This window comes from Acidovorax sp. NB1 (assembly GCF_005405905.1).
Classification (GTDB): Bacteria; Pseudomonadota; Gammaproteobacteria; order Burkholderiales; family Burkholderiaceae_C; genus Acidovorax.
Map to the genome: position 1 here is coordinate 43486 of NZ_BJHU01000029.1, position 25503 is coordinate 68988.

Sequence of the window (25503 nt, forward strand, 5' to 3'; positions counted from 1 at the left end):
GACATGCCGAAAAAGCACACCACCAACCCTTTGCTGATAGCCCGCGTCGGCTGGAGCAATGGCTCCCAGACGGTAGTGTTGCCGCCCGGATTCAGGTTTGCCGATTCCGTCCGTGAGGTGTTCATCCGCCGCGATGGCGAGAGGCTGGTGTTGACCCCGCGTCCAACCGATTGGTCTGACTTCTTTGCTTCGGGGGTGAAGACCTCGGCCGACTTCATGGCGGTGCGCGAACGCTTGCCAAATTCAGGAACGTGTGGTTTGACGTCCAGCCTGTTGAGCCCGAGGTAGTGCGTGGATTCACGACTCCTTGTCGTTCATGCGTCCGTCCGAACCGCTTCCGGTGACAGGTACCCTTGGGGCTTTATCTACAGGCTGCAGAGCTATCTTTACGACCCACAGTGCATGAGTCAAATTTGTAGAAAATTCCCACAATCGAAAAATAATTGTTGAAATCTAATTTTTATACATGAAAAAGTCCATAACTTTAGTCAATTAAGGAGCTCCAAAGAGGGCGCCCCAGCCTCACTCCACTGTCACCGATTTCGCGAGGTTGCGGGGTTTGTCCACATCCGTCCCCCGCGCGCAGGCCGTGTGGTACGCCAGCAGCTGCAGCGGCACCACGTGCAGCAGCGGGCTGAGTGCGCCGTAGTGCTCGGGCATGCGGATCACGTGGATGCCTTCGCTGCTTTCGATGTGGGTGTCGCCGTCGGCCAGCACGTACAGCACGCCTGCGCGGGCGCGGACTTCCTGCATGTTGCTCTTGAGCTTTTCCAATAGCGCGTCGTTGGGCGCGACGGTGACCACCGGCATGGCGCTGGTCACCAGGGCCAGGGGGCCGTGCTTGAGTTCGCCCGCCGGGTAGGCCTCGGCGTGGATGTAGCTGATTTCCTTGAGCTTCAAGGCGCCTTCCAGCGCGATGGGGTAGTGCAGGCCTCGGCCCAGGAAGAGTGCGTTTTCCATGCGCGCAAAGTCTTCGGCCCAGCTGATGAGCTGGGGTTCGAGCGCAAGCACGGCCTGCAGGGCCACGGGCAGGTGGCGCATGGCCTTGAGGTGGGCGGCTTCCTGCGCTTCAGAGAGGCGGCCTTTGCTTTGCGCCAGGGCCAACGTCAGCAAGAAGAGGCCAGCGAGCTGCGTGGTGAAGGCCTTGGTACTGGCCACGCCGATCTCGACACCTGCGCGGGTGATGTAGGCCAGCTTGCATTCGCGCACCATGGCGCTGGTGGCCACGTTGCAGATGGTCAGCGTGTGCTGCATGCCCAAACTCTGTGCGTGGCGCAGCGCGGCCAGCGTGTCGGCGGTTTCGCCGCTCTGGGTGATGGTGACGACCAGGGTGCGCGGGTTGGGCACGCTGGTGCGGTAGCGGTACTCGCTGGCCACCTCGACCTGGGTGGGAATGCCCGCGATTTCTTCGAGCCAGTATTTGGCGGTGCAGCCGCTGTAGTAGCTGGTGCCACAGGCCAGGATGAGGACGTTGTCGATCTCCTTGAACACACGCCAGGCGGCCGCACCGGGCTGGCCGTGTTGGCCCGCGCCGTCGAACAGCTCGGGCACGATGCCTTCCACGCCTTCGAGCGTGTCGGCAATGGCGCGCGGCTGCTCGAAGATTTCCTTTTGCATGTAGTGGCGGTAGGGGCCCAGCTCGGCCGCGCCGCTGTGGGCCAGCACGGTGCGCACGGGGCGCTGCGCAGTAGTCAGCGCGGCGCCATCCTGGCCCACGATCCAGTAGCGGCCCAGTTGCAGGTCTACCAGATCGCCCTCTTCCAGGTAGACGATCTGGTCCGTCACGCCCGCCAGGGCCATGGCGTCGCTGGCCAGAAAGTGCTCGCGCGACGACGACGCCGCCGCGCTGCCCGCAGCGTCCTTGCCCACACCCAGAATCAGTGGCGACCCTGCACGCGCGCCCACCACGCGGTGGGGTTCGTCCTTGTGGATCACGGCGATGGCGTAGGCACCGTGCAGCTCAGCCACCGTGGCCTGCACGGCCTCGAACAGGTCGCCGCTGTAGTGGCTGTCCACCAGGTGGGCGATGACCTCGGTGTCGGTCTGGCTGGCAAACACGTAGCCGCGTGCCTGCAAAGCGCGGCGCAGCTCTTCGTGGTTTTCAATGATGCCGTTGTGCACCAGGGCCACGCGGCCCGCCTGCCGGGCGGCGGCGTCTGCGCCCAGGCCATGACTGAAGTGCGGGTGGGCGTTGTGAACGGCTGGGGCGCCATGGGTGGCCCAGCGGGTGTGGGCGATGCCGGTGGCGCCATCGACATGCTCGGCCTGCACCTGCTCCAGCAGTTCGGCCACGCGGGCGGTGCTGCGGGCGCGCTGCAGCCCCCCGCGCTCGGTGCCGTGGCGCGATGCGTCGATGCTGGCGCCGTGCACGGCCACGCCGCAGGAGTCATACCCCCGGTACTCCAGCCGCTGCAGGCCCTGCACGAGGATGGGAACGATGTTGCGCGTGGAGACTGCGCCGACGATGCCGCACATGGTGGTTGCCTTGGTGTGAAAACGATGGGGTGATCGTATGCAGCCCAAAAAGAAATGTTTGATTTATATTTGCGTAAATTTGAATTTAAATTTCACCATTCACATCGAATGAAATTTAAGTTCATAAAATCAGAAATGTCGGAACAAATCACACTCGACGCCATCGACCTCCAGCTGCTCAACCTGCTGCAGACCGATGCCGCACAAAGCAACCAGGCGCTGGCCGAGCAGGTGCATGTGTCGCCCCCCACCTGCCTGCGCCGCGTCAAGCGCCTGCAGGATGCGGGGCTGATCGAGCGGCAGGTGGCCATCCTGCAGCCGGACCGGCTAGCCGCTATCCAGGGCCATGGCCTGGCCTGCATCGTCGAAGTGTCGCTGGACCGCCAGGGCGCCGAGCAGCTGGACGCCTTCGAGGCGCGCGCGGCGGCCGACGACGCCGTGCAGCAATGCTGGCGCGTGTCGCCGGGCCCGGACTTTGTGCTGGTGGTGCACACGCGCGACATGCCGGGATACCTCGCGCTGTCGCAGCGGCTGTTCACCGGCGATGCCAACGTGCGCAACGTGAAGGCTTTCTTTGCCACACGGCGCGCAAAATTCGATACAAAAGTGCCTCTTGCGCTCGACTGACAAGCGCTGATTGCTATCAAATTTGATAGATTGGAGCCCCACCGGAGGGCGCTGCCCCGGATGGTCATTTCTTGCTGGCATCGCCCGGATGTGCGTTGTAAGCTCCCCCGCATCTTTGACCTTTGCCCGCGAAAGCGCCCCCAGGCATCCCCTGGCGGCACGCCCGGGCCCACCCGCAGACCGATGCCAACCTCCCGACGCCAGATGCCCCGCCGCATCTACCCGCTGCGCATACTGGGCATGGGGCTGGGCGGCATGGTGGTGGGCGTGGTGCTGTGGGAGCGCCAGGCCTCGGCTCTGGCCTGGCTGTGCATGGCGCTGCCCGCGTTTGTCTGGCCCCATGTGGCCTACCTGCTCACACAGCGCAGTGCCGACCCCTACCACGCTGAAACCCGCAACCTGCTCATCGACTCGGCCATGGCCGCAGCGTTTGTGCCGCTCATGCATTTCAACCTGCTGCCCAGCGTACTGCTGGTCACATTGACGCTGGTGGACAAGATCACCACCGGCATCCGGGGGCTGTGGGCGCGCGCCCTGGTGGTGATGCTGGTGGCCGGTGCTGCCAGCACCCTGCTCACGGGCATGCACTGGGCGCCCCAGACATCCATGCTGGTGATGGTGGCCTGCCTGCCCGTGATGGTGCTGCACACGCTGTCCGTCAGCGTCGTGAGCTACCACCTCATCCGCAAGGCCACACACAACAACCAGATGCTCGACGAACTGCGGCGCGTGGATGCGCTCACCGGCCTGTTCGGCCGGGGCCACTGGCAGGAACAGGCCGAGGCCGCGCTGCGCCGCCACCACACCACCGACGAACCCGCCTGCATGCTGATGCTGGACATCGACCATTTCAAGAGCATCAACGACCTGCACGGCCACACCGTGGGCGATGAGGTCATCCGCGCCCTGGCCCATGTGGTGCGCGGCCATGTGCGCGCGGGCGACTGCGCGGGGCGCTTTGGCGGCGATGAATTCGCCATCGTGCTGCCCGGCATGCACGCCCGCGATGCGCTGGCCATTGCCCAGCGCATCCGCGAGCAGACCGAGTGTGTGCGGCTGCGCCACCTGCCCGATCTGCGCATCACCAGCAGCATTGGCGTGGCCCCGGCCGACCACCGCCACAGCAACCTGCGCGCCTGGGTCGATGCAGCCGATGCGGCGCTGTATGCCGCCAAGCATGGAGGGCGCAACCGCGTGTCGGGCTACATCGAGCCGGCACTGGCGCCGGCGGTATAGGCAGGCTTTTCTATTGCGCCCCCGGCGCTGGGGCGGCCCCGTCAGCCACAGGCCACATCACCCGCACCGTGCAGCCCGCCCCCGGCGCCGCCGTGGCAGCCACCGCCGCACCATGGCGCTGGGCAATGGCACGGCACAGCGCCAGCCCCGTGCCCACGCCCTCGAACTCTGCCTCGCGGTGCAGGCGCTGGAACACGCCGAACAAGCTGCCCGCGCGCGCCGGGTCAAAGCCCACACCGTTGTCCTGCACCGTGAAGGCGACCTGGCCCGTTGAGGCTGCATCCGCCGCCACCGTGATGCACGACTGGGCCACGGGGCGTGTGAACTTGAGGGCGTTGCCCAGCAGTTGCACCAGCAGATCCTGCAGCAGCACGGGGTCAGCCTGCAGCGTGGGCAAGTCAGCAGCCACGCGCCATTCCACGGCACGCCCTGCTTCGGCCGAGGCCAGTATGGTGCGCGCTCCGGCAATGGCATCGGCCAGTCGCACAGGCTGCAGGCGCAGCGGCGCACGGCTGGCGCGCACCAGGGCTTGCAGCCCGTCGATCATGAGCCCCATGCGGCGGGCGGACTGGTCCATGGTGGCGAGGAAGCCCAGGGCCTCTTGCACCTCGGCGCCCTGCACCACCTCGGGCGGCAAGTCGCCCAGCACCTCGCGCACCAGCGTGCCGTACGACGTCACATGCCGCAGCGGCGCACGCAGGTCGTGCGAGACGGCGCGCAAGAACTCCTCCTGCGCAGCCGCCATGTCGGCCACCTGCTGCTGGCTGCGGGCCAAGTCGGCGCGCAGTTGCTGCAGTTCGTGATCGATGCCGGTGCCTGACTCGTTCATGGCTTGGCTTGTTTGGCGGGGCGATTCCAGTTGGCAATGCTCACCTGCTTGCCCCGCGCCACGCTCAGCGCGCCGGGCGCCGTGCTCTTGGTGATGGTGCTGCCGCCGCCCACCGTGCCGCCTGCGCCAATGGTCACGGGCGCTACCAGCACGCAGTTGCTACCCACATGCACGTCGGCCTCGATCACCGTGCGGTGCTTGTTGGCGCCATCGTAGTTGGCGGTGATGCTGCCTGCGCCGTAGTTCACACGCTCGCCCACCGTAGCGTCGCCGAGGTAGGCCAGGTGGTTGGCCTTGGCGCCATCGGCCAGCGTGCTGTTCTTCACTTCCACAAAATTGCCGATGTGCACCTCGCGGCCCAGCTCCGCGCCGGGGCGCAGGCGGGCAAAGGGGCCAATCAGCGCGCCCTCGCCCACGGTGGCGCCGGCTTTTTCGCCGTCGATGTGGGTGTAGGGGTGGATCACCGCGCCCGCTGCGATGCGCGCGTTGGCGATACAGCAGTTCGCGCCAATGCTCACGCCATCGCCCAGCTCCACACGGCCGGTGAAGACGCAGTTCACATCAATCTCCACGTCCTGGTCGCAGACCAGCTCGCCACGCACGCCGGTGCGGGTGTCGTCGCGCAGGTCAAAGCGGGCCGGGTCGGCCAGGCGCACGCCCTGCTCCATCAAGGCACGGGCCTGGCGCAGCTGGTGGGCACGCTCCAGCTCGGCCAGTTGCAGGGGGCTGTTGACGCCCGCCACCTGCAGCGCGTCGGTGATGCGGTGGGCCACCACGGGCACGCCGTCGGCCACGGCCATGGCGACCACGTCGGTGAGGTAGTACTCGCCCTGCGCGTTGTTGTTGGTCAGCCGCGCCAGCCAGGGCGTGAGCAGCCGCGCGGGCACGGCCATGATGCCGCTGTAGACCTCGGTGATGGCGCGCTGGGCCTCGGTGGCGTCCTTGTGCTCGACGATGCCTTGCACCGCACCGTGGGCGTTGCGCACGATGCGGCCGTAGCCGGTGGGGTCGGGCAGGGTCACCGTCAGCAGTGCCAGCCGTTCACCGCCGCTCGCGGCCACCAGGGCGCGCAGGGTGTCGGCGTGCGTCAGCGGCACATCGCCCGACAGCACCACGGCCGTGCCGTCGTCCCGCAGGTGGGGCACGGTTTGCTGCACGGCATGGCCGGTGCCCAGCTGGGGTTCCTGGCGCACAAATTTCAGGTCAAAACTGCTGTCTGCGCGCGCTGCGCCTGCGCAAGCAGCTTCTACTTCTGTAGCACCATGGCCCGTGATGACGATGGCGCTGCGGGCCTGCAGATGCGCAGCCTGGTCCAGCACGTGGTGCAGCAGGGGCCGCCCGGCCAGGCGCTGCAGCACTTTGGGGAGGCGGCTTTTCATGCGCGTGCCTTTGCCGGCCGCCATGATGAGGATGTCGATTGGGGTCATGGAAAAAGAGGTGGTTTGCGCGGCAGAAAAACCCGGCGCGCGGGCATGGCGTGGATTATCGGCTGCCGCCCACAGGTCGCAAAATGCTATTCAATTCATAGCTATCCACACATACGGGACAGGCGCAAAGGGCCTACTAGACCAAACTCTTTGCGCATCCACCGCGCTACAGCAGCGGCATCAGCCGGGGCGGCGTGTCGTAGTACTCGGCAATGCGCGCCAGCGCGCGGGTGTTGAGCAGGCGCAGCCGCCCGTTTTTCAGCTCGTGCAGGCCCAGCAGGGCCAGGCGCCGCAGCGTCTTGTTGGTGTGAACCAGCGACAGCCCGAGCGCGTCGGCAATGTGCTGCTGGTTGAGCGGGAACGCTACCGAGCCGTCCTCCACCAACCCGATGCGATCGAGCCGCCGGTACAGGTGCATCAGTAGCATGGCCACGCGCTCGGTGGCGTTGCGGCGGCCCGCAGTGAGCAGGTTGTCGTCCACATGGCCCTCCTCGTGCGCCGACAGCCAGGTGATGTCGTAGCCCAGGCGCGGGTGCTCGCGGAACAGCGCCCACAGGCTGTCGTTCTGGAACACGCACAGCGAACAGTCGGTCAGCGCCTCGATGCCGTGGGCCGACACCTCGCCAAACTCCTGCTGCAGCCCGACCAGATCGCCGGGCAGCAAGAAGTTGAGGATCTGGCGGCGCCCGTCGCTGAGCGTCTTGTAGCGAAACGCCCAGCCCGAATACAGCGTGAACAGCTTGGCGTTGGTCTGGTTCTCGCGCACCAGCGCGCCGCCCGCCTCCACCGCCAGGCTCTCGCTGCGAAAGCCCTGGATGAAGTCCAGCACCTCGGGCTTCACGGCGGTGAAGGCCCCGGTCTTGCGCAACCGGCAATTGCCGCAGGCCGGGGGGCAGACGTTGGCGGGCAAGGTGACGTTCATGAGGCAGCGATTCTAGGGATGGATGGCACCGACACACACCGTGTTGCAACCGCGCAGCAGACTGGGCGGCGCCACTGGCGCTGCTATGTCTTTTGACATTGCGCAGGCACCTGGAGCCCCCTACATTGGACTGCATCTATGAATCTATCCCCAGCCCTCTACGAGGTGCTCTACGTGAGCACCATCGCCCCCGAGCAACCCCTGAGCGTGGTGGCTGAAATTGCCGGGAGTGCACGCCAGGTCAACGTGGAGCTGGACGTGACGGGCCTGCTGATCTTTGACGGGCAGCGTTTTTGCCAGCAGCTGGAGGGCCCGCAAAAAGCCGTGCTCAAGCTCATTGAGCGCATCCGCAACGACCCCCGCCACATCAACATCGAGGTGTTGCACCACGGCCCGCTGGCGGGGCGGCGGTTTCAGCACTTCAGCCTGGCATTCAGCACCGTGGAAGACGTGGAGGCGCTGGCCCGCATGGAGCTGCTGGACGGCGAGGCAGCCATCGCCGCATTCGAGGCGGTGCGGGGCGAGCTGGTGCTCTGACCTGCGGCCTGAGCGCCCCAAAACGATCAGGCGGCCTCGGCCCAGCGCCGCAGCACCAGCGTGGCGTTCACCCCGCCAAAACCAAAGCCGTTGACCATAGCGTGTGTGAGCGCCATGCGGCGCGGCGCCAGCGCCACCAGGTCCAGCCCCTGCGCCAGTTCGTCGGGTTCGTGCAGGTTCAGCGTGCCCGGCACCACCTGGTCGCGCAGCGCCAGCACCGTGAAGATGGTGGCCACCGCACCCGCTGCGCCCAGCAGGTGGCCCGTGGCCGACTTGGTGGAGACGATGGCGGGCCCCGCGCCCGTGCCGAACACGCGGCGGATGGCGGCCAGCTCACCCCGGTCGCCCACCGGGGTGGACGTGGCATGCGCGTTGAGGTGCTGTATCTCGCTGGGCTGCAGGCCCGCCTGCGCCAGCGCGGCGGCCATGCTGCGCGCAGCCCCGTCGCCATCCTCGGGGCCCGAGGTGATGTGGTGCGCGTCGGCCGAGGTGCCATAGCCCACCAGCTCGGCCAGCGGCTGGGCGCCACGCGCCAGCGCATGCTCCAGCGCCTCGATCACGAGCATGCCCGCGCCCTCGCCCATCACAAAACCATCGCGCTGCGCGTCAAACGGGCGCGAGGCCTGTGCGGGCGCAGCGTTGAAGCCGGTGGACAGGGTCTTGGCCGCCGCAAAACCGCCCAGGCTCACACGGTCGATGGCGGCCTCGCTGCCGCCGCACACGGCGATGTCGGCCTCGCCCGCACGGATCAGCCGGGCGGCATCACCCAGCGCCTGCACGCTGGCGGCACAGGCCGTGACCGGCGCGCCCAATGGCCCCTTGAGCCCGTGGCGGATGGACACCTGCCCCGCCGCCAGGTTGACCAGAAACGACGGAACGGTGAACGGCGACAGCCGCTGCGGCCCGCGCGTTTCGGTGGTGCGCACGGCGTCGGCAATCGCGCCAAAACCGCCAATGCCCGACGCAATGACGGTGGCTGTGCGCGCCAGTGCCGCCTCGCTGCCACCCGCAGCGGGCCAGCCCGCCTGGGCCAGCGCCTGGTCGGCAGCGCCCAGCGCAAAGGGGATGAAACGGTCCATCTTGCGCTGGTCCTTGGCCGAGACAACGGCATCCACATCCCAGCCGCCCTCGGGATCTTCCTCCAGCGGCAGCACCCGGCCGGCCACCTTGGCGGGCACCCCTTCGGTCACGGCCGCTGGCAGCAGCGTGAGGCCCGAACGGCCCGCCAGCAACCGCTGCCAGGCCAGCTCCACCTGGCAGCCCAGGGGCGAGACCAGGCCCATGCCGGTGATGACAACGCGGCGCATCAGCGGGCCATCCCAGGCAACACAAGCGCTTTGCGCGTGTGAAAAGACAAAGGGGTTGACGTCATGGAATCACCTCACGGGTTGCCGCCCTGCACCCCTGGGGCACAGGACACCAGAGGGGTGGGCATTTATGATTGGGGTCGTCATCATAAACACAAAACATTGTTTTGCGTATGACCGCAATCATTAGAAGGCCGCACCCATGAAAGTCTCCAAAGCGCAGGCCGCCGAAAACCGCCAGGGCATCCTGGACGCCGCCGCACGGCTGTACCGCGAGCGGGGCCTCACGGGCGTGGGCGTGGCCGACATCACGCGCGACGCAGGGCTGACGCATGGCGGGCTGTACCGGCATTTCGACTCCAAGGACGCCCTGGTGCGAGAGGCCTGCGCCCGCGCGTTCGACTGGTCGATTGCGCCGCTGGACGGACACACCCCCAACGCGAATGTGGCCGACCGCATCCAAAGCTACCTCTCACCCCAGCACCGCGACGCCCCCGGCAGCGGCTGCCCCGCCGCCGCCCTGGCGGTGGACGCGGCACGCGCCGGGCCCGAGTTGTCGCAGGTGTTTGCCGAAGGCATCGAGCGCAACATCCAGCGCTTTGCAAAATTGCTGGCCGACAGCGCGCCTGCCGCGCCCGCTGCCCCTGGCTCTGCACCTGCGCCTCAGGATGCCGACGAAGCAGCGGTCGCCGCAGCCACCCAGCGCGCCCGCGCCATGCAGGTGCTGGCCACCATGGTCGGCGGCCTGGTGCTGGCCCGCGCCACAGCCGCCGCACAGCCAAGGCTGTCTGAGGAGCTACTGACGACGCTGCAGAATCAGTTGATTCAGTGGCTAGAGACGCCGCCCGCCTAAAGCCAGAGGCCATTCCCAACCTGCGGCGATCCGACGGAGCGCCGCATGCACCGCTGGACAAGCGCCAGAAACCCGCAGGCAGGGCTGGCCTCGTGCCAAGTGCACACCATCTTGTGAGAGCCCGGCGCCTGCCGCGCAGATAGCCACTGGCCACCCCAGGCACCAGAGCATTGGGGCATCGCCACATGCAGCAGCACGGGATGCTCCCGCGCCTTCGCCTTCTCTTCTGGCGTCGCGCTGGAGCACTCCACTGCGCTCCCGGCCCCACACACCGACCGACCGCTGACACCAGCAGGGGGACGCTCAGTCAAGAACAGGGCAAACGCTCAGTCAAGCCGCCTAGCCCATCTGCCGCGACGATTCCACGGCCCCATCAGGCACGCATCCTGATGCTCTCAAAAGCATAGCTACTCGCGCTTTCTGGCAAAGCGGGGGAGGCCTTTTTTCCGCATAAATATGGTTTTTTCTCCCCATCTGCGCGTGCTGCTGATCACAGCCCTGGCCTGCGCTACGACCGTCCACGCCGAAGTGCTCTTCGACAACCTGGGCACGGGCGACAACATCGGCTACACGGTGCAGGTCCCCATGCGCTGGGCCAACCGGGTGCCGGTGGGCCCGGCCCCGACCCGCATCACCAGCGTCGCGCTGGACATGGTGAACGCCCACAACCCTGACACACCCTTCACCATGGAGGTCTGCGGCAGCGCCCCGGGCGATGGAGCCCCCGCCAACGACTGCCAGCCGTTCACCGCCACGGCCATGGCCCCGTCGCCGGGGCCCACCACCTTTACCGGCAGCTACACCGCGCAGGCTTCGAGCCAGGTCTGGGTGATCTTTGCGGACCCCAACGGGCCTGCAGGCAGGGGCTATCGACAAGTCAACCGCAGCAGCACCGGGGGGCACCTCTGCCGCGAGTACATGGGATGGCGGTGCTATCCCCAGTCCTGGGTGATGCAACTGCAGGGCACGCTGCTCCCCTTGGCCACCAGCGCCAGCCCTGCCACGGGTTTGTCCAACGGGGGGCTTGCTGTCCGCATCGCAGGTGCCCGCTTCACCGGCGCGACGGCCGTGGCTTTTGGCGGCACGCCTGCAGCCAGCTTCAGCGTGGACAGCGACACCCAAATCACCGCCATCACCCCCGCCCACACCCTGGGACCAGTGGCCATAGAGATCACTACGCCCGATGGCACCGCCACACTGGGGGCAGGCTTCACCTTCGTCGCACCCATTGATGGCGCCTGTGGCAGCGCCCACAACCAGCCAACATCCATCGCCCCCACAGCCAACCTGTGCAGCGCGGGCCAGGCCAGCAGCGTGCTGCTACCGCCCGGTGACCGGACGGCCTACCAATGGACCTGTGTTGGCTTGCACGGCGGAGCCACTTCGCCGCAATGCTCGGCGCCTTCGCTGCTGCCATTCATCACGCAGGCCAATCCCTCCAGCGCGGGCAGCAACGGGGGGGAACGCGTCACGCTGACAGGCCACGCCTTCAGCGGTGCGACAGCGGTCACCTTTGGCGGCGCCGCCGCAGCCCGCTTCACGGTGGACAGCGCCACACAGATCACCGCCACCACCCCAGCCCACGCGGCGGGCTTGGCCACCATCGAGGTCCTCACGCCGCACGGCACGGCGCAGCACACGGGTTTTGGCTTTGTGCAGTCGGTGAATGGCGCCTGTGGCGCGGCAGCCGGTCGCCCCATCATCACCCCCCCTACAGCCGACCTTTGCGGCGCAGGCCCGGCCAGCCCGGTGCAATCGGCTGGCGGAGGCTACACCTGGACTTGCGGGGGCGCCCAGGGCGGCAGTGACTCCGGCCTGTGCAGCGCTCCGTGGGCCGATGTTGGCACGGGCAAAGGCAGCGTACAGGTAGATGGATCAAGCGGCTGGCGGATCCAGTCTGCGGCCTTCGGCAGCAATCTCCCCGCCCCTCTGCCCACGGGTGCCCGCACCACCTCTGCCCCGCTCACACTCACCCTGGCGGGTGGCACACAGGGCGCAAGCGTCACCGTGCGCTACACCCAGCCCGTGCCGCCGGGCGCCACCTACCTGAAGTACGGCCCCAGCCCTGAAGGCCTGGGCTGCACTGGCGCCACCGCCTGTGCTCTGCCGCACTGGTACGCACTGCCGGGCGCTGTGTTTGCCCCCGATGGCCTGAGCGTGAGCTTTACCCTGACCGATGGCGGCGCAGGCGACAGCGATGGCGCCGCCAACGGCCAGATCACTGACCCGGGCTTGCCCGTCCTGCTGGCGGTCGCCCCCACTGGCGCACAGGCCATTCCTGCACTGGGGCCCTGGGCCCTGGTGCTGCTGTCCCTGTTCGCAGCAGGCATGGCACCGATTCGGAGGCGGCAATCGCTCCTGAAATAAGAGCTGCCTGCACATTCTGTGCAAGCGCCAGAGCCCAATTTCATGCCAAAAATCATCTTACACAAGGGCGCCATTGCCGCTGCACTCCTCACGGCCATGGCCTTCGCCAGGGCCGACTGGGCCCTGCCCACCGGCGCAACCGCGGACCTGGGCGAGGGCACGGCCTCCATGGGTTGTTCGGACCTCTCTGTCAATGGCGGCACGCTGGCACTGGGCGCCGGTGGTGCGCTTGTGGCGGCGCGCGATGTATCAACGTCGGCGGGGTCGTCCTTGGCCCTGAACGGAGGCCGCCTGGAACTGGCGGGCCAATGGGCGCCGACCGGCCCCGTAAGCCTTGGCGGCGGGCAGGTGTTGCGCGCCGCAAGCCCCGGCTGCCTCTTGGCTGGCCCAGCGGGTCCCCTACCGCTGGGCGGCGCAGCGGCGCCCGTGCCGGTGCCCGCGCTGAGCCCCTGGGCGCTGGCGTTGCTCACGCCGGTCGTGCTCGCGCTGGCGCGTCGGCGGCGCAGAACGCCCGCACAGCAACCTTGACCTCACCAAAATCCACCCATCCCATGCCCCGACAACTTCCCCGCTCTCTTGTCCTATGCCTTGGCTTCGTAGCCGCGCATGCTGGCGCAGCCGACATGACGTTCACGCCCGCTGCAGGAAGCGGCGTAGCCATCCATTCCGCCCCCGGTGCCCCCGCGCTGCAAGTGCTGCCGACAGGCAGCGTGCGCCTGCCCGGCCTGCCTGCGACCCCTTCCACCGGTACAACCATGGTGTGCCACGACGCCACCGGCACCCTGGGCCGATGCAACCCGCTGGCCTCCGTGGGCCCCAAAGGTGACAAGGGCGACAAAGGGGATAAGGGCGATACCGGAGCCACCGGATCAGTCGGCCCGGCCGGCGCCACAGGTCCAGCCGGAGCGACAGGGCCCACAGGAGCCACCGGCCCGGCAGGGGCTGCGGGTGTGACGGGTGCGACTGGCCCGGCGGGCCCTGCCGGGGCTACAGGCCCAGCGGGGCCCATCGGCCCGGCTGGCCCGACGGGAGCCACAGGTCCGGTGGGACCGCAGGGCGCGGTGGCGGGCGTGTCTGTTATGCGCCATGGCTGCTTTACAGTGGCAGACCCGCTCTCCAACATCGTGGCGCCAGCCACGCTGATCAGCGGCAGTGACTACACCGTGACCTCAGCGTATGGAGGGGGGCAGACGCGGTCGTATTTCATCATGTTCGACCAGCCACCAGGAGGCCTGAACTCCACCGTGATGCTGGACATCCGCAGCGGCCCGGGCCGCAGCATGACTGCCAATGTCACACGCGACTACATGATCGACCTGCTAGTGACCGTGGACGTAGCAAGCAACATCTCTGCGGGCGAAAACCTCAGCGTCTGCTTCTTGCTCTTCCGCTGAACTGCAGCAAAATCAGATTTTGCTGCTTTGGCAAGGAGAGGGCCCCAACCCCGCCCGTCTTCTGGAACGGCGGCCAGCCCCTTCTCTTACAACGGCTCAGGCGCAGCAGGCGTCGCTGGCCACAGCCACCGACGGGCTGCCGAACGCTGCGCGGCGCCACCAGGGGGTGGCGGTGCTGGCAGCTTCCACCGGGGTGCGGGTCCAGCGGTATTGCAGGCGCTGGCGGCCCACGGGTTCGACCACGGCGTGTTGGCCTGCGGCCACCCACAGGGTCTGGCCTGCATGCAGGAACACGTCACCGGCTTCGGTGCCCGTGCCGTAGGGGCCTGCATCCAGCGTGACCCAGGCCTGGCCTTCGGCGATGCGCAGGGCCATGGGTGCGCGGGGCGTCAGGCTGAGGGCCTTGCCTGGCAGCAAGGTGCTGGCACCGTGTGCGGCAGCAGCCGTGGCAGCGGTGGAAAAGAACTTGAAGGTCTGCGAGGTGGTCATGTGAATCTCCGGGTTTACCCTTGATGGACTCTATGGTGCGCCGTGCTATGCAAGGCGTCCAATGAAAACGAATGCAGCGATTGATGCTCTTCTTGCATGTCGTGCTCAAGCGGGCCTGCTTTCACGCGGAGCCGCTATCCGAAAGAGAGCAAAACGGGCGATTCCGAGCGCCAGGCGCCCCCCGGCGCTGAGCGCCTGGGCACCCGCCTGGCCCATGGCACGCCCGCCCAGGGCCAGCGCCTGCACCAGGTCCCGCAGGGGCTGGACCACGCTACATTCCCATTCAGCCCCCTGCCGCAGGGCGCGCGGGTCCTGCACAGGCACCGGGGCGCCATGCCACTGGAAGGCCACTTCTTCGCCGGGTTGGCCTGCGGGGTTCCAGGCCTCCATCACCACATGCTGGCCCGCCGCGATGTTGAGGCGGTCGCCAGCCTGCAGCATGTGGTCGGCCACGCCGGGGAGCAGATCCGCAGACAGGCCGGCGGGCAGCGGGGTGGGCATGGTCCCGCTCAGCGTGAGCCAGACCTGGCCCTGCGTGATCTCCAGCACGCTGCGCCCTTGCGGGTGCAGCGACAGGGCACGGCCGGGGGTCAGTTTCCAGCAACCGGCCGCAGAACGGCCAGCCACGGCGGCTTGCACGGATTGTTGCGATTCCAGAACGTTGCGGGCGGACATGACAGGCTCCTTCAGGTAGGGAAAACAGGTGTTTTGGAGCACGAATAGTGATCCTTGCGCCACACACAGTCCAATGAAAACGCGGTACGCTATTCATTCCGTCAACGCATGAATCAAAACCTTCCCGGAGCCCCGCCATGGCCTCTGCCGAATACTCCCCCGCCGTGCTGCGCACCCGGCCCGTGGCCACAGGCCACTGGCGTGCCTTTCTGGCCGTAGCGCGGCACCTCAACTTCCGCGCGGCGGCCGACGAGCTGGCGCTGACCCAGTCGGCCGTGAGCCGCCAGATCCAGGCGCTGGAGGAAGAAGTGGGCGTGGCCCTGTTCCTGCGCCACACGCGCGCGGTGGAGCTGACCAGTGCGGGCGCGCAGCTGCAGCGCGCGGTGGGCCCGGCGCTGGAGCGCATGGACGCCGCCGTGCGCCTGGTGCGCCAGACGGCCGGGCGCCGCAGCGTGGCGATCACCACCTGGGCGAGTTTTGCGTCCATGTGGCTGATCCCGCGCATGGAAGAGTTCCAGCGCGACAACCCGGGCATCGACATCCGCATTGATGCGAGCGACGTGCAGGTGGACCTGGAGACGTCGGACGTGGACCTGGCCCTGCGCTATGCCATGCCCGCCGGGGCCACACAGGGCGGCATCCGCCTGTTTGGCGAGCAACTGGCCGTGGTGGCGAGCCCCTGGCTGCTCAAGAGCGGCAAGCCGCTGCGCACCCCCGCCGATGTGGCGCAGTTCACCCTGATCGAGGCGGGCGACGCCCACCGCACGCACTACCTGGAGTACCTGAGCTGGCGCCGCTGGTTCGATACCCGCGACCTGACCAAGCTGCAACCCCAGCGCTGGCTGTACTTCAACTATGCCCACCAGATCGTGCAGGCCGCGCTGGCCGGCCAGGGCCTGGCGCTGGCCCGTATGCCGCTGATTGCCGATGCCCTGGCTTCGGGCGACCTGGTGGAGGTGCTGCCCGGCCACCGCATCGACTCGCCACTGTCCTATTGGCTCATGGTCGGGCCCCGCAGCGCTCAGCGGCCGGAGATCAAGGCCTTCTGCGCCTGGCTGCAGGTGCAGGCCGAGGCCACCCGCCAGGCGATTGGCGATGTGCCCGACCCGGATCTGAACGACAACCTGGACGGGGCCTGAAAAGAAAAAAGCGCCGGCCTGGGCAGGCACGGCGCTTTCGCTTCTGTTTTTATAGCATCTATCGCTTACCCAGCGCGCGGCGAAGGCCTTTTTTGCTCAAAAGAATCAGGCCAATGTGACCCGTGCGAACTTGCGCTTGCCCACCTGCACCACGTAGGTGCCAGCGGCCAGCTTCAGGCCCTTGTCGCTGACCACACTGCCATCCACGCGCACGCCGCCGCCGTCGATCAGGCGGTTGGCCTCGCTGCCCGAGGGGGCGAGGTTGGCCTGCTTGAGCAGCGCGCCAATGCCCAGCGGTGCACCCGACAGGCTCATCTCGGGGATCTCATCGGGCACACCGCCCTTGCTGCGGTTGATGAAGTCCTGCTCGGCCGCGTCGGCCGCCGCCGCGCTGTGAAAGCGCGTGGTGATTTCCTTGGCGAGCATCACCTTGGCGTCCTTGGGGTTGCGCCCACCCTCCACCTCGGCCTTGAGCGCGGCGATCTCGGCCAGGCTCTTGAACGACAGCAGGGTGAACCAGTCCCACATCAGGGTGTCGCTGATCGACAGCACCTTGGCGAACATGGTGTTGGCGTCCTCGGCAATGCCGATGTAGTTGTTCTTGGACTTGGACATCTTGTCCACACCGTCCAGGCCCACCAGCAGCGGCATTGTGAGCACACACTGCGGCTCCTGGCCATACTCTTGCTGCAAGTGGCGGCCCATGAGCAGGTTGAACTTCTGGTCCGTTCCGCCCAGCTCCAGGTCGCTTTTCAGGGCCACCGAGTCGTAGCCCTGCATCAGCGGGTACAGGAACTCGTGCACCGCAATGGACTGGCCGGTGGTGAAGCGCTTGTGAAAATCATCGCGCTCCATCATGCGTGCCACGGTGTAGCGGGAGGCCAGCTGGATCATGCCGCTCGCACCCAGGGGTTCGCTCCACTCGCTGTTGTAGCGAATCTCTGTCTTGGCCGGGTCCAGCACCATGCTGGCCTGCTTGTAATAGGTCTCGGCGTTCACCTTGATCTGCTCGGGCGTGAGCGGCGGGCGCGTGCTGTTGCGGCCCGAGGGGTCGCCGATCAGGCTGGTGAAGTCGCCGATCAAGAAGATGACCTGGTGGCCCAGATCTTGCAACTGCCGCATCTTGTTCAGCACCACGGTGTGGCCGATGTGGATGTCGGGCGCGGTGGGGTCCAGGCCCAGCTTGATGCGCAGCGGCTGGCCGGTGGCCTCCGAGCGCGCCAGCTTCTTGACCCATTCGTCCTGTGGCAGCAGCTCTTGCACGCCGCGCAGCGAGATTTCGAGGGCTTGTCTTACACCATCGGAGACTGAGGTTGTTGTAACAGCAGATTGATTCATAAGGGTTTTTTGGGATGTCTAGACAGCATGCGCCGCTATACTTCAGCCCACATTGCAGAGGCGGATTCTAGTGGGCCCGCCGTTTTGACCTGTTTTTATCAACCTGTCGAATGGCTGCAGCCTGACAGTCAGTGGTCTTGGCCTCGCCCCGTATTCACACCGGGGGAACGCCATGGCGCCACTATCACCCTGGGGATAGACCTTTGATTCACGGCCTCACTACGGTCCGCACCGCCAGCACCGCTTTGCTTGACCGACTGTCCCGCACGATCCAACAGCACCCCAAACGCATCACCGCCGCCGTTGCCGCCGTCCTGCTGACCGGTGGTGGCGGGGCTTTCGCCGTGGCATCCTTCGCGCCCGATCCGGCAGAGCTGCCGGTGCGCATGGTGAGCTACCCCGTCGAATCGCTGGCCGAGAACCTCGTGCTGGGCGAGCTGGACGCCCCGGGCTTCTCGCTGTTCCGTTCCGAACAGGTGCGGTCCAGCGACACCCCCGAATCCTTGCTGCAGCGCCTGGGCGTGGCCGACCCGGCCGCCGCCGCCTTCATGCGTGGCGACACGCCGGTGCGCCAGAACGTGCTGGGCCGCACCGGCCGTAGCGTGTCGGCCGAAACCACCGACGACCACCGCCTGGTCCGCCTGACGGTGCGCTGGGTGCCGGACGACAGCGGCAACTTCCGCCGCCTGATCGTCGAGCGCACCAGCGACAACAAGTTTGCGACGCGCATCGAAACCGCCAAGATGACCACAAGCAGCCGGCTGTCCGGCGGCGTCATCCACAGCTCGCTGTTTGCCGCCACCGATGCGTCCAACATCCCCGACGCCGTGGCTGTGCAAGTGGCCGAGCTGTTCTCGGGCAACATCGACTTCCGCCGCTCGCTGCGCAAGGGCGACCGCTTCTCGGTGGTCTACGAAACCCTGGAAGCCGATGGCGAGCCCCTGTCCAGCGGCCGCGTGCTGAGCGCCGAATTCGTCAACAACGGCAAGACCCACCAGGCCGTCTGGTTCCAGGAATCCGGCGCCACCAAGGGCGCTTACTACACACTGAACGGCGAAAGCATGCGCCGCGCCTATCTGGCATCGCCGGTCGAGTTCTCGCGCGTGACCAGCGGCTTCAAGATGCGCCTGCACCCCATCCTGCAAACCTGGCGCGCCCACCTGGGCACTGACTTTGCAGCCCCCACAGGCACCGCCGTGCGCACGGTGGGCGATGGCACGGTGGAGTTTGCGGGTGTGCAGAACGGCTACGGCAACGTGGTCTTCATCAAGCACCGCAACCAGCACGTCACGGTGTATGCCCACCTGAGCCGCATCGACGTGCGCCAGGGCCAGTCGGTCGAACAGGGCCAGACCTTGGGCGCCGTGGGTGCCACGGGCTGGGCCACGGGGCCGCACCTGCACTTTGAATTCCGCGTCAACGGCCAGCACCAAGATCCGATGACCATCGTGGCCCAGAGCGAAGCTGCGGCACCGGTGTCGGCTGCTGGACGGCCCGCATTTGACCGCCTGGCGGCCAACATGCGCGTTCAGTTGAACGCCGCTGCGCTCATCGAGCAAGCCAGCGCGAACTGATCCCATCTCCGCTGTCCAGTCCACCGCCCGGCAGGCCATGTCCGATCTCTACATCGGCCTGATGTCGGGCACCTCGCTCGACGGAATCGACGGGGTGCTGGCCGACTTCTCCGGCCCGCGCATGCGGGTCACGCACCACGCCAGCGCTGGCTTTGCACCCGCATTGCGTGCCGAGCTGCTGGCGCTCAACACCCCCGGCGACAACGAACTGCACCGTGCAGCCCTTGCTGGCAACGCCTTGTCGCGTGCCTATGCCGAGGTGGTGCACACCCTGCTCGCTCACAGCGGCCTGCCCGCCAGCGCCATCCGGGCTGTGGGTGCCCACGGGCAAACCGTGCGCCACCGCCCCCAGGAGTTCGATGGCACCGGCTACACCCTGCAATTGCTCAGCCCCGCCCTGCTGGCCGAGCGCACAGGCATCGCGGTGGTGGCCGACCTGCGCAGCCGCGATGTGGCGGCCGGAGGCCAGGGCGCGCCGCTGGTGCCCGCCTTTCACCGGGGCGTCTTCGGACGGCCTGGCGAAACGGTGCTGGTGCTGAACATTGGCGGCATCTCCAACCTCAGCGTGCTGGGCGCAGACGGCAGCGTGCTGGGGTTTGACTGTGGCCCCGGCAATGCGCTGATGGACCACTGGTGCCAGCTGCATACCGGCCAGCCATTCGACAAGGGGGGTGCTTGGGCGGCCACCGGGCAGGTGCTGCCCGGACTGCTGGAATCGCTGATCCAGGAGCCTTTTCTGCACAAGCCGCCCCCCAAAAGCACAGGGCGCGACCTGTTCAACCCCTCCTGGCTGGCTGACCACCTGGAGCGCTTCGGGCCTGCCGCGCCTGCCGATGTGCAGGCCACATTGACGGAATTCACTGCCACCGCCTGTTCAGCAAGCGTTGATAGCTATAAAAACAATAGTGAGACCCTGGCAATCTGCGGAGGAGGTGCGCTCAACACCCAGCTGATGCGCCGCCTCCAGGCCCTGTGCCCCACGCTGCAGGTCGTGACCACCGAGGCCCTGGGGCTGCCCGCGCTGCAGGTCGAAGCCGCCGCCTTTGCCTGGCTGGCGCGCCAGGCACTGCACCAAGCTCCCGGAAACCTGCCCAGCGTGACCGGCGCAGCGGGCCCCCGCGTGCTGGGGGCGGTGTACCCCGCCTGAGCACTGCAGTACCGCAGATTCCTTGCACCCATGAAAAAACCGCCCGAGGGCGGTTTTTATCTTTGGTGCACCCGAGGCAGGGGCCTTCCGACCCGGCCCCAGGGCCCATCAGGCCGAGAAGCTGGAACCGCACCCGCAGGTGGTGGTGGCGTTGGGGTTCTTGATGACAAACTGGGCACCTTGCAGGTCTTCCTTGTAGTCGATCTCGGCACCCACCAGGTACTGGTAGCTCATCGCATCTATCAACAGCGACACGCCATTCTTGGTCATGGTGGTGTCGTCTTCGTTGGTGATCTCGTCAAACGTGAAGCCGTACTGAAAGCCGGAGCAGCCGCCACCCTGCACGAACACGCGCAGCTTCAGGTCAGGATTGCCCTCTTCGGCAATCAGGTCCGCCACCTTGGCCGCCGCACTGTCGGTGAAGAGGATGGGGGCGGGCATTTCGGTCTGGATGTTGTCGGCAACTGCGCTCATGGGGTACTCCGGGTTCGGTATTTGGGGTTAATACTACTGCAAACCGCTCGGGAATTCAGATCAGGGATTGTTTGACGCCAACTTCAGTGGGGGCTTTTCCTCCACCAGCACCGCCGTGGGGAACAACTGCCCGGCGATCACGGCCCCCTGGTGCATCTCCAACGCCTTGTAGTGCACATTGCCGGTGATCTGTGCCTTGGGCTGCAGCTCCAGCAGTTCCCCCGCATGCACGGGGCCCAGCACCTGGCCGTTGATGATCACGTGGTCGGCGTGCACAGCCCCCTCGACGCGCGCAGTTTCCGAAATCACAAGGATGCTGGGCTGCTCGGAGCCCGCCCGGATGTCGCCCACCACCTCGCCATCAATGCGCATGCCCTCGGCAAACAGCACACTGCCTTCGATTTTGGTGCCCTGCGCGACCAGGCTTTTGATGGGGGGCTGCTTTTTACGCGAAAACATGGGCAGGACTCCTGGAAAAACAAGCGGACCCCGGGGCCCACATGCGGGTGAACTGGAAAAAGCCGCCCCACGGAAAGCGGACCACTCTGCACGTGGGCGCTGCGCAAGGAAGCCGCTTGGGGGCGTAACAGCCCCCGCGCCAGGCCATTCATGGCCCTTTACTCGATCGCCATGGTCTGCATGGTGCGGACGGCAGTGCCGTCCAGCACGCGCGCGGTCACGGTTTTTACCACGGCATGGGGGGGCAGATCGAGGACGCCTTCGATGCGGCGGTACTGCTTGACCTGCAGGGGCTGCCCCTGGGGCGGCAGGGTCTGGGTCCAGGGCTTGCCGTCCTGGGTGCCCGCCAGCACCAACTCCAGGCGGCCGTTGAACTCGGGCGCATTGCGGGCCGCCTGGATGACCAGCACCTGCCAGCGCAGCTGCATCCCGCCCAGCACTTCGGCCTGCAGGGCGCGAATCGCCAGGCCATCGGTCTTGGCCGCCGGGATCAGTTTTTCAAAAAACCCCAGGTCTTCACGCAACGTACGGTTGTCGGCCTCCAACTGGCGCACCTGGGCCACCAGGCTGTCCTTGGCGGCCCGCTCAGTGGCCAGCAGGCTCTCGGCGGTGAGCGCCACCGTTTGCCGCTCCTGCCCTTCGTCACGCAGGCGGGTGATCTCGGCTTTCATCTTGAGCACCTCGTCGCGCGACACGGTGTCCAGACCCGCAATGGATTTGCCAAACTCGAACGCCCACAGCGCCACCGCCGCACAAAAGCCCAGCACCACCGCCAGGGCCAGCCAGCGAAAGGGCCAGGGTAAGGCACTGCGGATGGCCACCCGGGGGGCACTGATGGTCAGCCGACGGCGCAGCAGGCGAAAGCGCATAGGGTCAACAGGCGTGTCATGGAGATACGGCCCCAAAAGAAAAGAGCGCACCATAAACGAAAAAACCGCCCGAGGGCGGTTTTTCTCTGTAAAGCACCCCAGGGATGCTTTGCAGCAGATGCCGCACAGGGCGGCATCCGGGCAGGGCCAAGGTTTAACGCTTGGAGAACTGCTTGGCGCGGCGTGCGGAGTGCAGACCGACCTTCTTACGCTCGACTTCACGTGCGTCGCGGGTCACGAAGCCGGCTTGGCTCAGTGCGGGCTTCAGCGTTGCGTCGTAGTCGATCAGAGCACGGGTGATACCGTGGCGGGCAGCGCCAGCCTGGCCGGATTCACCACCACCGTGCACGTTGATCTGGATGTCGAAGGTTTCGACATGGTTGGTCAACGCCAGCGGTTGCTTGGCAATCATGATCGAGGTTTCACGGCCGAAATACTGTTGAATGTCTTTGCCATTCACAGTGATCTTGCCGGAACCCTTCTTCAGAAACACGCGGGCGACGCTGGACTTGCGACGGCCGGTGCCATTGTTCCATTCACCAATCATCTCAAGGCTCCTTAGATTTCCAGAGCCTTGGGCTGCTGGGCGGTGTGGGGATGCTCTGCACCACCGTACACCTTGAGTTTCTTGATCATTGCGTAACCAAGGGGGCCCTTGGGCAGCATGCCCTTGACAGCCTTTTCCAGCGCGCGGCCGGGGTGCTTGGCTTGCAGGTCGCGGAAGTTCGTGGCCGTGATACCGCCGGGGTAACCCGAGTGGCGGTAGTACACCTTGTCCAGGGACTTGGTGCCGGTGACCTTGAGCTTGGCTGCGTTGATGATGACGATGAAGTCACCGGTATCGACGTGAGGCGTGTAAATGGCCTTGTGTTTGCCGCGCAAACGGAGAGCAACTTCGCTGGCTACTCGTCCGAGGACCTTGTCGGTCGCGTCAATCACAAACCACTCGTGCACGACCTCAGCGGGCTTTGCGCTGAAAGTAGTAGTCATGAGTTTTCTCTTGATAAGAGGGTTTGGCGGGTCCTTTTCCACGGTCGGTGCTCCTCTTTCGGAAGCCTCTTAGGTGGCACTTGATCTTCGCCGCGGGACCACAAAAGCGCTGCGAAGCCCTCGATTATACGAATTTGTCCCTTGCGGGCGCAAGTGGCAAGTCCAGAGTGCCCCAGACACCTGTCAAAAATCCGCCGAGCCCCGTCAATTGGGAGTCTGGCGGCGGCGCTGCTCCTCGGCCTCGTAGCGGCGGCGGTTTTCCACGCAGATGGGCTGCCCGGCCTGCGACGGCTTCTGGCATTCCTGGTGGATGCACATGGGCCGGGAGAGGAAGTTGGCGTCGGCACAGGCCTCCTGCGGAGAAGGAATGCGCGGCGGCTGTGGCTTGGGTTTGGGCTCGGCCACCACAGGCGGCGGGGGCGGCTCGGGCTCCTCGCGCACCACAATGGGCGTGGGCACGGGCTCCGGCGCGGGGCGCTTGGCTGCACGGGGCACCACCCGGGGCGCCGATACCGCTGCGGAGGCCGGGGATGCAGCCGACGCTGCCACAGCCGCGCCTGCCGCCACCAGGCCCGCCGGGCTGGAAGCCCCTTCCATCGCAGCGGCGGCGGTTTCTGTAAGGACCACCTCTGCCGACGCTGGCACCACAGGCGGTACGGGCGGCTCGGCCATCTCGGTAATGATGTCGTCGTGGGGCGCCTTGCTGCCCTGCATCCACCGCAGGCCGGCGGCAGAGGCCACCACCACCAGCACGGCCACCACCAGCCCTGCAACCAGGGGCGATCGCCGCTTGGATCTGGCAGTTTTGCCCGCAGCGCGCACCGTGTCCCGCTCCAGCGGCAGGGCACGCGGCTCGCCCCCATGCCGACGGTGGTGGGCCGCACCATCCTGGCGCGAATCATCGGCCGCCACGGTGTCGCCTGCGTCGATGAACACCGTGTCCCCCGGATCGGCAAACACCGTGTCAGGGCCGCCCAGCATGACCGTGTCGGCGCCCGGGTCCGTCGCGGGTCGGCCCACACCGCTGTCCACCACCACAGGGGCAGCCGCTTCGGAGGCCTCTGCACGTTTCGCCTGGGCCTGCATCTCGGCCACGATGCGCGGTGCCGAGGTCACGTCCACCGTGGGCGTGAGCAGGCCGGGGCCGGGCTGGTCAGCAGGCTCCACCCAGATGTCGCCCAGTTCGGCGCGGAAATCAAAATGCTGGACATCGTCCGGCGGCGACGTCATCTCCATGGCCTGGAGAAAAGCGTCGATGCTCTGCGGCCGGTCTTCGGGCCGCAGTGCCAGTGCCTGGGCAATCGCGGCCACAAAAGGCGCTGAATACTCCACGCCAAACTGCCGCTTGACGGTCTTGGCGATGCGAGGGAACGACACCATGCGGTCGCGGATGGACCGCAACGTGGCAGGCAGCGGGGTGTCGTTGGCCAGGCAGCCGTGCATCACGGCCGCCAGCGAGTACAGATCGCTCCACGGCCCCTGGCGCAGTTCCTCGTCGCCGTCGGAATACTGCTCGATCGGTGCGTAGTTCACCTTGAGCACGGCCGTGTGCTTGCGGTCCTGGTCGTTGATGGCGTGCCGGGCGGCGCCCAGGTCCAGCAGCACCGGCGGCCCGTTGTCCTGCAGAAAGATGTTGTCGGGCGAGATGTCGCGGTGCAGCGTGTTCCCGTCGTGCAGCACCCGCAGGGCGTCCAGCACCGACCACAGCAGCTTGCGCAGCCAGACTTCGGGCGGGGGCGTGCGCATCTGGGCGCGTGCCTGCTTGAAGGTCATGCCACTGTAGAGCGGCATCACCATATAGGCCGTGTTGTTGGCTTCCCAGAACCGGAACACCTTGACCAGTGACGGATGGTCGAACTGGGCCAGCAGGCGGGCCTCGCCCACAAACGAGGCCAGGCCGGTGTGGAAGGTCTGCTGGTCGGACGAGGACCGCACCCACAGCGACTGCCCTTCGGAGCGCCCGGCCAGGGCCGAGGGCATGTATTCCTTGATCGCCACCGCCCGGTGCAGGGAATGGTCGAACGCCTTGTAGACCATGCCAAACCCCCCTACCCCGAGGAGCGCCAGGATCTCGAATTCGGCCAGCCGGGTGCCGGGAGGCAGCGCATCGACATGGCTGACTCCAGTGGCGGGGGCTTGGCGGAGGCTTTCGGTCATGGTCAAAGGACGTGGCGTGCTTGCTGTGTCGAAGGCGGTTCAAGAGCGCAACGGAGCGCCAGCACCGCCGCAGGCGCGATCATGCGGCATGGCAGGGGGCGATTTCGAAACAAATGGCTAACAAATGCCGACCTGTCTGCCAAAAACATCACGCTCGTGGCCAACCGGCGGTTCGGATTGTGCCGTGGCCCGGAAAGATACACCCAAGCAGACCCCAT

Annotated in this window: 25 protein-coding genes; 11 read left to right on the top strand and 14 right to left on the bottom strand. The window is 66.7% G+C overall.

The window, feature by feature from the left end:
- Positions 1–3: 3 nt before the first annotated feature.
- A complete protein-coding gene (locus AvAM_RS14630) occupies positions 4–288 on the top strand; it encodes an antitoxin (RefSeq protein WP_056638830.1) in 285 nt (94 codons plus the stop codon).
- 234 nt (positions 289–522) lie between these two features.
- Here AvAM_RS14630 and glmS read toward each other — a convergent pair whose 3' ends face one another.
- The gene (gene glmS, locus AvAM_RS14635; RefSeq protein ID WP_137747720.1) at positions 523–2475 is read right to left on the bottom strand and encodes a glutamine--fructose-6-phosphate transaminase (isomerizing); all 1953 of its coding nucleotides are present in this window, start codon (positions 2473–2475) and stop codon (positions 523–525) included.
- A gap of 135 nt (positions 2476–2610) precedes the next feature.
- Here glmS and AvAM_RS14640 point away from each other — a divergent pair, with 135 nt between their 5' ends.
- Both AvAM_RS14640 and AvAM_RS14645 read left to right on the top strand, forming a co-directional pair.
- Positions 2611–3102: an Lrp/AsnC family transcriptional regulator gene (locus AvAM_RS14640; RefSeq protein WP_137747721.1), complete on the top strand. Its 492-nt coding sequence runs from the start codon at positions 2611–2613 to the stop codon at positions 3100–3102.
- Positions 3103–3285: 183 nt separating this feature from the next.
- Positions 3286–4338: a diguanylate cyclase gene (locus AvAM_RS14645; RefSeq protein ID WP_137747722.1), complete on the top strand. Its 1053-nt coding sequence runs from the start codon at positions 3286–3288 to the stop codon at positions 4336–4338.
- A gap of 10 nt (positions 4339–4348) precedes the next feature.
- Here the strand turns inward: AvAM_RS14645 and AvAM_RS14650 are convergent, their stop codons facing one another.
- The 3 genes from AvAM_RS14650 to AvAM_RS14660 form a co-directional block, all read right to left on the bottom strand.
- Complete coding sequence (locus AvAM_RS14650; RefSeq protein WP_137747723.1) at positions 4349–5167, bottom strand: ATP-binding protein; 819 nt, start codon at positions 5165–5167, stop codon at positions 4349–4351.
- Positions 5164–6594 carry a bifunctional UDP-N-acetylglucosamine diphosphorylase/glucosamine-1-phosphate N-acetyltransferase GlmU gene (gene glmU / locus AvAM_RS14655; RefSeq protein WP_137747724.1) on the bottom strand — a complete coding sequence of 477 codons (1431 nt, stop codon included), beginning with the start codon at positions 6592–6594 and terminating at the stop codon, positions 5164–5166. Before glmU ends, AvAM_RS14650 begins: the two co-directional genes overlap by 4 nt.
- A gap of 166 nt (positions 6595–6760) precedes the next feature.
- Positions 6761–7516, bottom strand: coding sequence for a Crp/Fnr family transcriptional regulator (locus tag AvAM_RS14660; RefSeq protein WP_137747725.1), 756 nt, complete (start codon positions 7514–7516; stop codon positions 6761–6763).
- A 138-nt stretch (positions 7517–7654) separates the two neighbouring features.
- Between AvAM_RS14660 and AvAM_RS14665 the strand changes: the two genes are divergently transcribed.
- A complete protein-coding gene (locus AvAM_RS14665; protein WP_137747726.1) occupies positions 7655–8053 on the top strand; it encodes a BLUF domain-containing protein in 399 nt (132 codons plus the stop codon).
- 26 nt (positions 8054–8079) lie between these two features.
- Here the strand turns inward: AvAM_RS14665 and fabF are convergent, their stop codons facing one another.
- Complete coding sequence (gene fabF, locus AvAM_RS14670) at positions 8080–9360, bottom strand: beta-ketoacyl-ACP synthase II (protein ID WP_137747727.1); 1281 nt, start codon at positions 9358–9360, stop codon at positions 8080–8082.
- Between the two features lie 202 nt (positions 9361–9562).
- Here fabF and AvAM_RS14675 point away from each other — a divergent pair, with 202 nt between their 5' ends.
- The 4 genes from AvAM_RS14675 to AvAM_RS14690 all read left to right on the top strand — a co-directional run bounded on the left by AvAM_RS14675 (position 9563) and on the right by AvAM_RS14690 (position 13974).
- Complete coding sequence (locus AvAM_RS14675; protein ID WP_137747728.1) at positions 9563–10213, top strand: TetR/AcrR family transcriptional regulator; 651 nt, start codon at positions 9563–9565, stop codon at positions 10211–10213.
- A gap of 456 nt (positions 10214–10669) precedes the next feature.
- Entirely contained in the window at positions 10670–12580 is a 1911-nt protein-coding gene (locus AvAM_RS14680; protein ID WP_137747729.1) for an IPTL-CTERM sorting domain-containing protein, read from the top strand.
- 42 nt (positions 12581–12622) lie between these two features.
- Entirely contained in the window at positions 12623–13108 is a 486-nt protein-coding gene (locus tag AvAM_RS14685) for a hypothetical protein (protein WP_137747730.1), read from the top strand.
- A 95-nt stretch (positions 13109–13203) separates the two neighbouring features.
- A complete protein-coding gene (locus AvAM_RS14690; RefSeq protein WP_212742275.1) occupies positions 13204–13974 on the top strand; it encodes a collagen-like protein in 771 nt (256 codons plus the stop codon).
- Between the two features lie 96 nt (positions 13975–14070).
- On the opposite strand, the gene AvAM_RS14695 is transcribed toward AvAM_RS14690, so the two are convergent.
- Both AvAM_RS14695 and AvAM_RS14700 read right to left on the bottom strand, forming a co-directional pair.
- Positions 14071–14463, bottom strand: a complete 393-nt coding sequence (locus AvAM_RS14695) for a DUF2917 domain-containing protein (protein WP_137747732.1) — start codon at positions 14461–14463, stop codon at positions 14071–14073.
- Positions 14464–14568: 105 nt separating this feature from the next.
- The gene (locus AvAM_RS14700) at positions 14569–15138 is read right to left on the bottom strand and encodes a DUF2917 domain-containing protein (protein ID WP_137747733.1); all 570 of its coding nucleotides are present in this window, start codon (positions 15136–15138) and stop codon (positions 14569–14571) included.
- A gap of 137 nt (positions 15139–15275) precedes the next feature.
- Between AvAM_RS14700 and AvAM_RS14705 the strand changes: the two genes are divergently transcribed.
- Complete coding sequence (locus AvAM_RS14705; RefSeq protein WP_137747734.1) at positions 15276–16277, top strand: LysR substrate-binding domain-containing protein; 1002 nt, start codon at positions 15276–15278, stop codon at positions 16275–16277.
- Positions 16278–16382: 105 nt separating this feature from the next.
- Here AvAM_RS14705 and tyrS read toward each other — a convergent pair whose 3' ends face one another.
- Positions 16383–17615 (bottom strand): tyrosine--tRNA ligase, encoded by a 1233-nt coding sequence (tyrS, locus tag AvAM_RS14710; RefSeq protein ID WP_137747735.1) that lies wholly within the window; start codon positions 17613–17615, stop codon positions 16383–16385.
- Between the two features lie 203 nt (positions 17616–17818).
- On the opposite strand from tyrS, the gene AvAM_RS14715 reads away from it, so the two are divergent.
- Both AvAM_RS14715 and AvAM_RS14720 read left to right on the top strand, forming a co-directional pair.
- A complete protein-coding gene (locus tag AvAM_RS14715) occupies positions 17819–19189 on the top strand; it encodes a M23 family metallopeptidase (protein ID WP_137747736.1) in 1371 nt (456 codons plus the stop codon).
- Positions 19190–19226: 37 nt separating this feature from the next.
- Positions 19227–20336 carry an anhydro-N-acetylmuramic acid kinase gene (locus AvAM_RS14720; protein ID WP_137747737.1) on the top strand — a complete coding sequence of 370 codons (1110 nt, stop codon included), beginning with the start codon at positions 19227–19229 and terminating at the stop codon, positions 20334–20336.
- A 108-nt stretch (positions 20337–20444) separates the two neighbouring features.
- On the opposite strand, the gene erpA is transcribed toward AvAM_RS14720, so the two are convergent.
- The 6 genes from erpA to AvAM_RS14750 form a co-directional block, all read right to left on the bottom strand.
- Positions 20445–20810 (bottom strand): iron-sulfur cluster insertion protein ErpA, encoded by a 366-nt coding sequence (gene erpA, locus AvAM_RS14725; protein WP_056414289.1) that lies wholly within the window; start codon positions 20808–20810, stop codon positions 20445–20447.
- Positions 20811–20870: 60 nt separating this feature from the next.
- Positions 20871–21269, bottom strand: a complete 399-nt coding sequence (locus tag AvAM_RS14730) for a polymer-forming cytoskeletal protein (protein WP_137747738.1) — start codon at positions 21267–21269, stop codon at positions 20871–20873.
- A 158-nt stretch (positions 21270–21427) separates the two neighbouring features.
- Positions 21428–22138, bottom strand: a complete 711-nt coding sequence (locus AvAM_RS14735) for a DUF6776 family protein (RefSeq protein WP_137747739.1) — start codon at positions 22136–22138, stop codon at positions 21428–21430.
- 154 nt (positions 22139–22292) lie between these two features.
- Positions 22293–22685: a 30S ribosomal protein S9 gene (gene rpsI / locus AvAM_RS14740; RefSeq protein ID WP_011804080.1), complete on the bottom strand. Its 393-nt coding sequence runs from the start codon at positions 22683–22685 to the stop codon at positions 22293–22295.
- Positions 22686–22696: 11 nt separating this feature from the next.
- Positions 22697–23128, bottom strand: coding sequence for a 50S ribosomal protein L13 (gene rplM, locus AvAM_RS14745; RefSeq protein ID WP_026437700.1), 432 nt, complete (start codon positions 23126–23128; stop codon positions 22697–22699).
- A 204-nt stretch (positions 23129–23332) separates the two neighbouring features.
- Positions 23333–25285 carry a serine/threonine-protein kinase gene (locus tag AvAM_RS14750; protein ID WP_137747740.1) on the bottom strand — a complete coding sequence of 651 codons (1953 nt, stop codon included), beginning with the start codon at positions 25283–25285 and terminating at the stop codon, positions 23333–23335.
- Positions 25286–25503: the final 218 nt, after the last annotated feature.

Excerpts from the sequence above, each read along its gene's own strand:
- AvAM_RS14630 (WP_056638830.1), top strand. The coding sequence starts at position 4 with ATGCCGAAAAAGCACACCACCAACCCTTTGCTGATAGCCCGCGTCGGC.
- glmS (WP_137747720.1), bottom strand. The coding sequence starts at position 2,475 with ATGTGCGGCATCGTCGGCGCAGTCTCCACGCGCAACATCGTTCCCATC.
- AvAM_RS14640 (WP_137747721.1), top strand. The coding sequence starts at position 2,611 with ATGTCGGAACAAATCACACTCGACGCCATCGACCTCCAGCTGCTCAAC.
- AvAM_RS14645 (WP_137747722.1), top strand. The coding sequence starts at position 3,286 with ATGCCAACCTCCCGACGCCAGATGCCCCGCCGCATCTACCCGCTGCGC.
- AvAM_RS14650 (WP_137747723.1), bottom strand. The coding sequence starts at position 5,167 with ATGAACGAGTCAGGCACCGGCATCGATCACGAACTGCAGCAACTGCGC.
- glmU (WP_137747724.1), bottom strand. The coding sequence starts at position 6,594 with ATGACCCCAATCGACATCCTCATCATGGCGGCCGGCAAAGGCACGCGC.
- AvAM_RS14660 (WP_137747725.1), bottom strand. The coding sequence starts at position 7,516 with ATGAACGTCACCTTGCCCGCCAACGTCTGCCCCCCGGCCTGCGGCAAT.
- AvAM_RS14665 (WP_137747726.1), top strand. The coding sequence starts at position 7,655 with ATGAATCTATCCCCAGCCCTCTACGAGGTGCTCTACGTGAGCACCATC.
- fabF (WP_137747727.1), bottom strand. The coding sequence starts at position 9,360 with ATGCGCCGCGTTGTCATCACCGGCATGGGCCTGGTCTCGCCCCTGGGC.
- AvAM_RS14675 (WP_137747728.1), top strand. The coding sequence starts at position 9,563 with ATGAAAGTCTCCAAAGCGCAGGCCGCCGAAAACCGCCAGGGCATCCTG.
- AvAM_RS14680 (WP_137747729.1), top strand. The coding sequence starts at position 10,670 with ATGGTTTTTTCTCCCCATCTGCGCGTGCTGCTGATCACAGCCCTGGCC.
- AvAM_RS14685 (WP_137747730.1), top strand. The coding sequence starts at position 12,623 with ATGCCAAAAATCATCTTACACAAGGGCGCCATTGCCGCTGCACTCCTC.
- AvAM_RS14690 (WP_212742275.1), top strand. The coding sequence starts at position 13,204 with ATGACGTTCACGCCCGCTGCAGGAAGCGGCGTAGCCATCCATTCCGCC.
- AvAM_RS14695 (WP_137747732.1), bottom strand. The coding sequence starts at position 14,463 with ATGACCACCTCGCAGACCTTCAAGTTCTTTTCCACCGCTGCCACGGCT.
- AvAM_RS14700 (WP_137747733.1), bottom strand. The coding sequence starts at position 15,138 with ATGTCCGCCCGCAACGTTCTGGAATCGCAACAATCCGTGCAAGCCGCC.
- AvAM_RS14705 (WP_137747734.1), top strand. The coding sequence starts at position 15,276 with ATGGCCTCTGCCGAATACTCCCCCGCCGTGCTGCGCACCCGGCCCGTG.
- tyrS (WP_137747735.1), bottom strand. The coding sequence starts at position 17,615 with ATGAATCAATCTGCTGTTACAACAACCTCAGTCTCCGATGGTGTAAGA.
- AvAM_RS14720 (WP_137747737.1), top strand. The coding sequence starts at position 19,227 with ATGTCCGATCTCTACATCGGCCTGATGTCGGGCACCTCGCTCGACGGA.
- erpA (WP_056414289.1), bottom strand. The coding sequence starts at position 20,810 with ATGAGCGCAGTTGCCGACAACATCCAGACCGAAATGCCCGCCCCCATC.
- AvAM_RS14730 (WP_137747738.1), bottom strand. The coding sequence starts at position 21,269 with ATGTTTTCGCGTAAAAAGCAGCCCCCCATCAAAAGCCTGGTCGCGCAG.
- AvAM_RS14735 (WP_137747739.1), bottom strand. The coding sequence starts at position 22,138 with ATGCGCTTTCGCCTGCTGCGCCGTCGGCTGACCATCAGTGCCCCCCGG.
- rpsI (WP_011804080.1), bottom strand. The coding sequence starts at position 22,685 with ATGATTGGTGAATGGAACAATGGCACCGGCCGTCGCAAGTCCAGCGTC.
- rplM (WP_026437700.1), bottom strand. The coding sequence starts at position 23,128 with ATGACTACTACTTTCAGCGCAAAGCCCGCTGAGGTCGTGCACGAGTGG.
- AvAM_RS14750 (WP_137747740.1), bottom strand. The coding sequence starts at position 25,285 with ATGACCGAAAGCCTCCGCCAAGCCCCCGCCACTGGAGTCAGCCATGTC.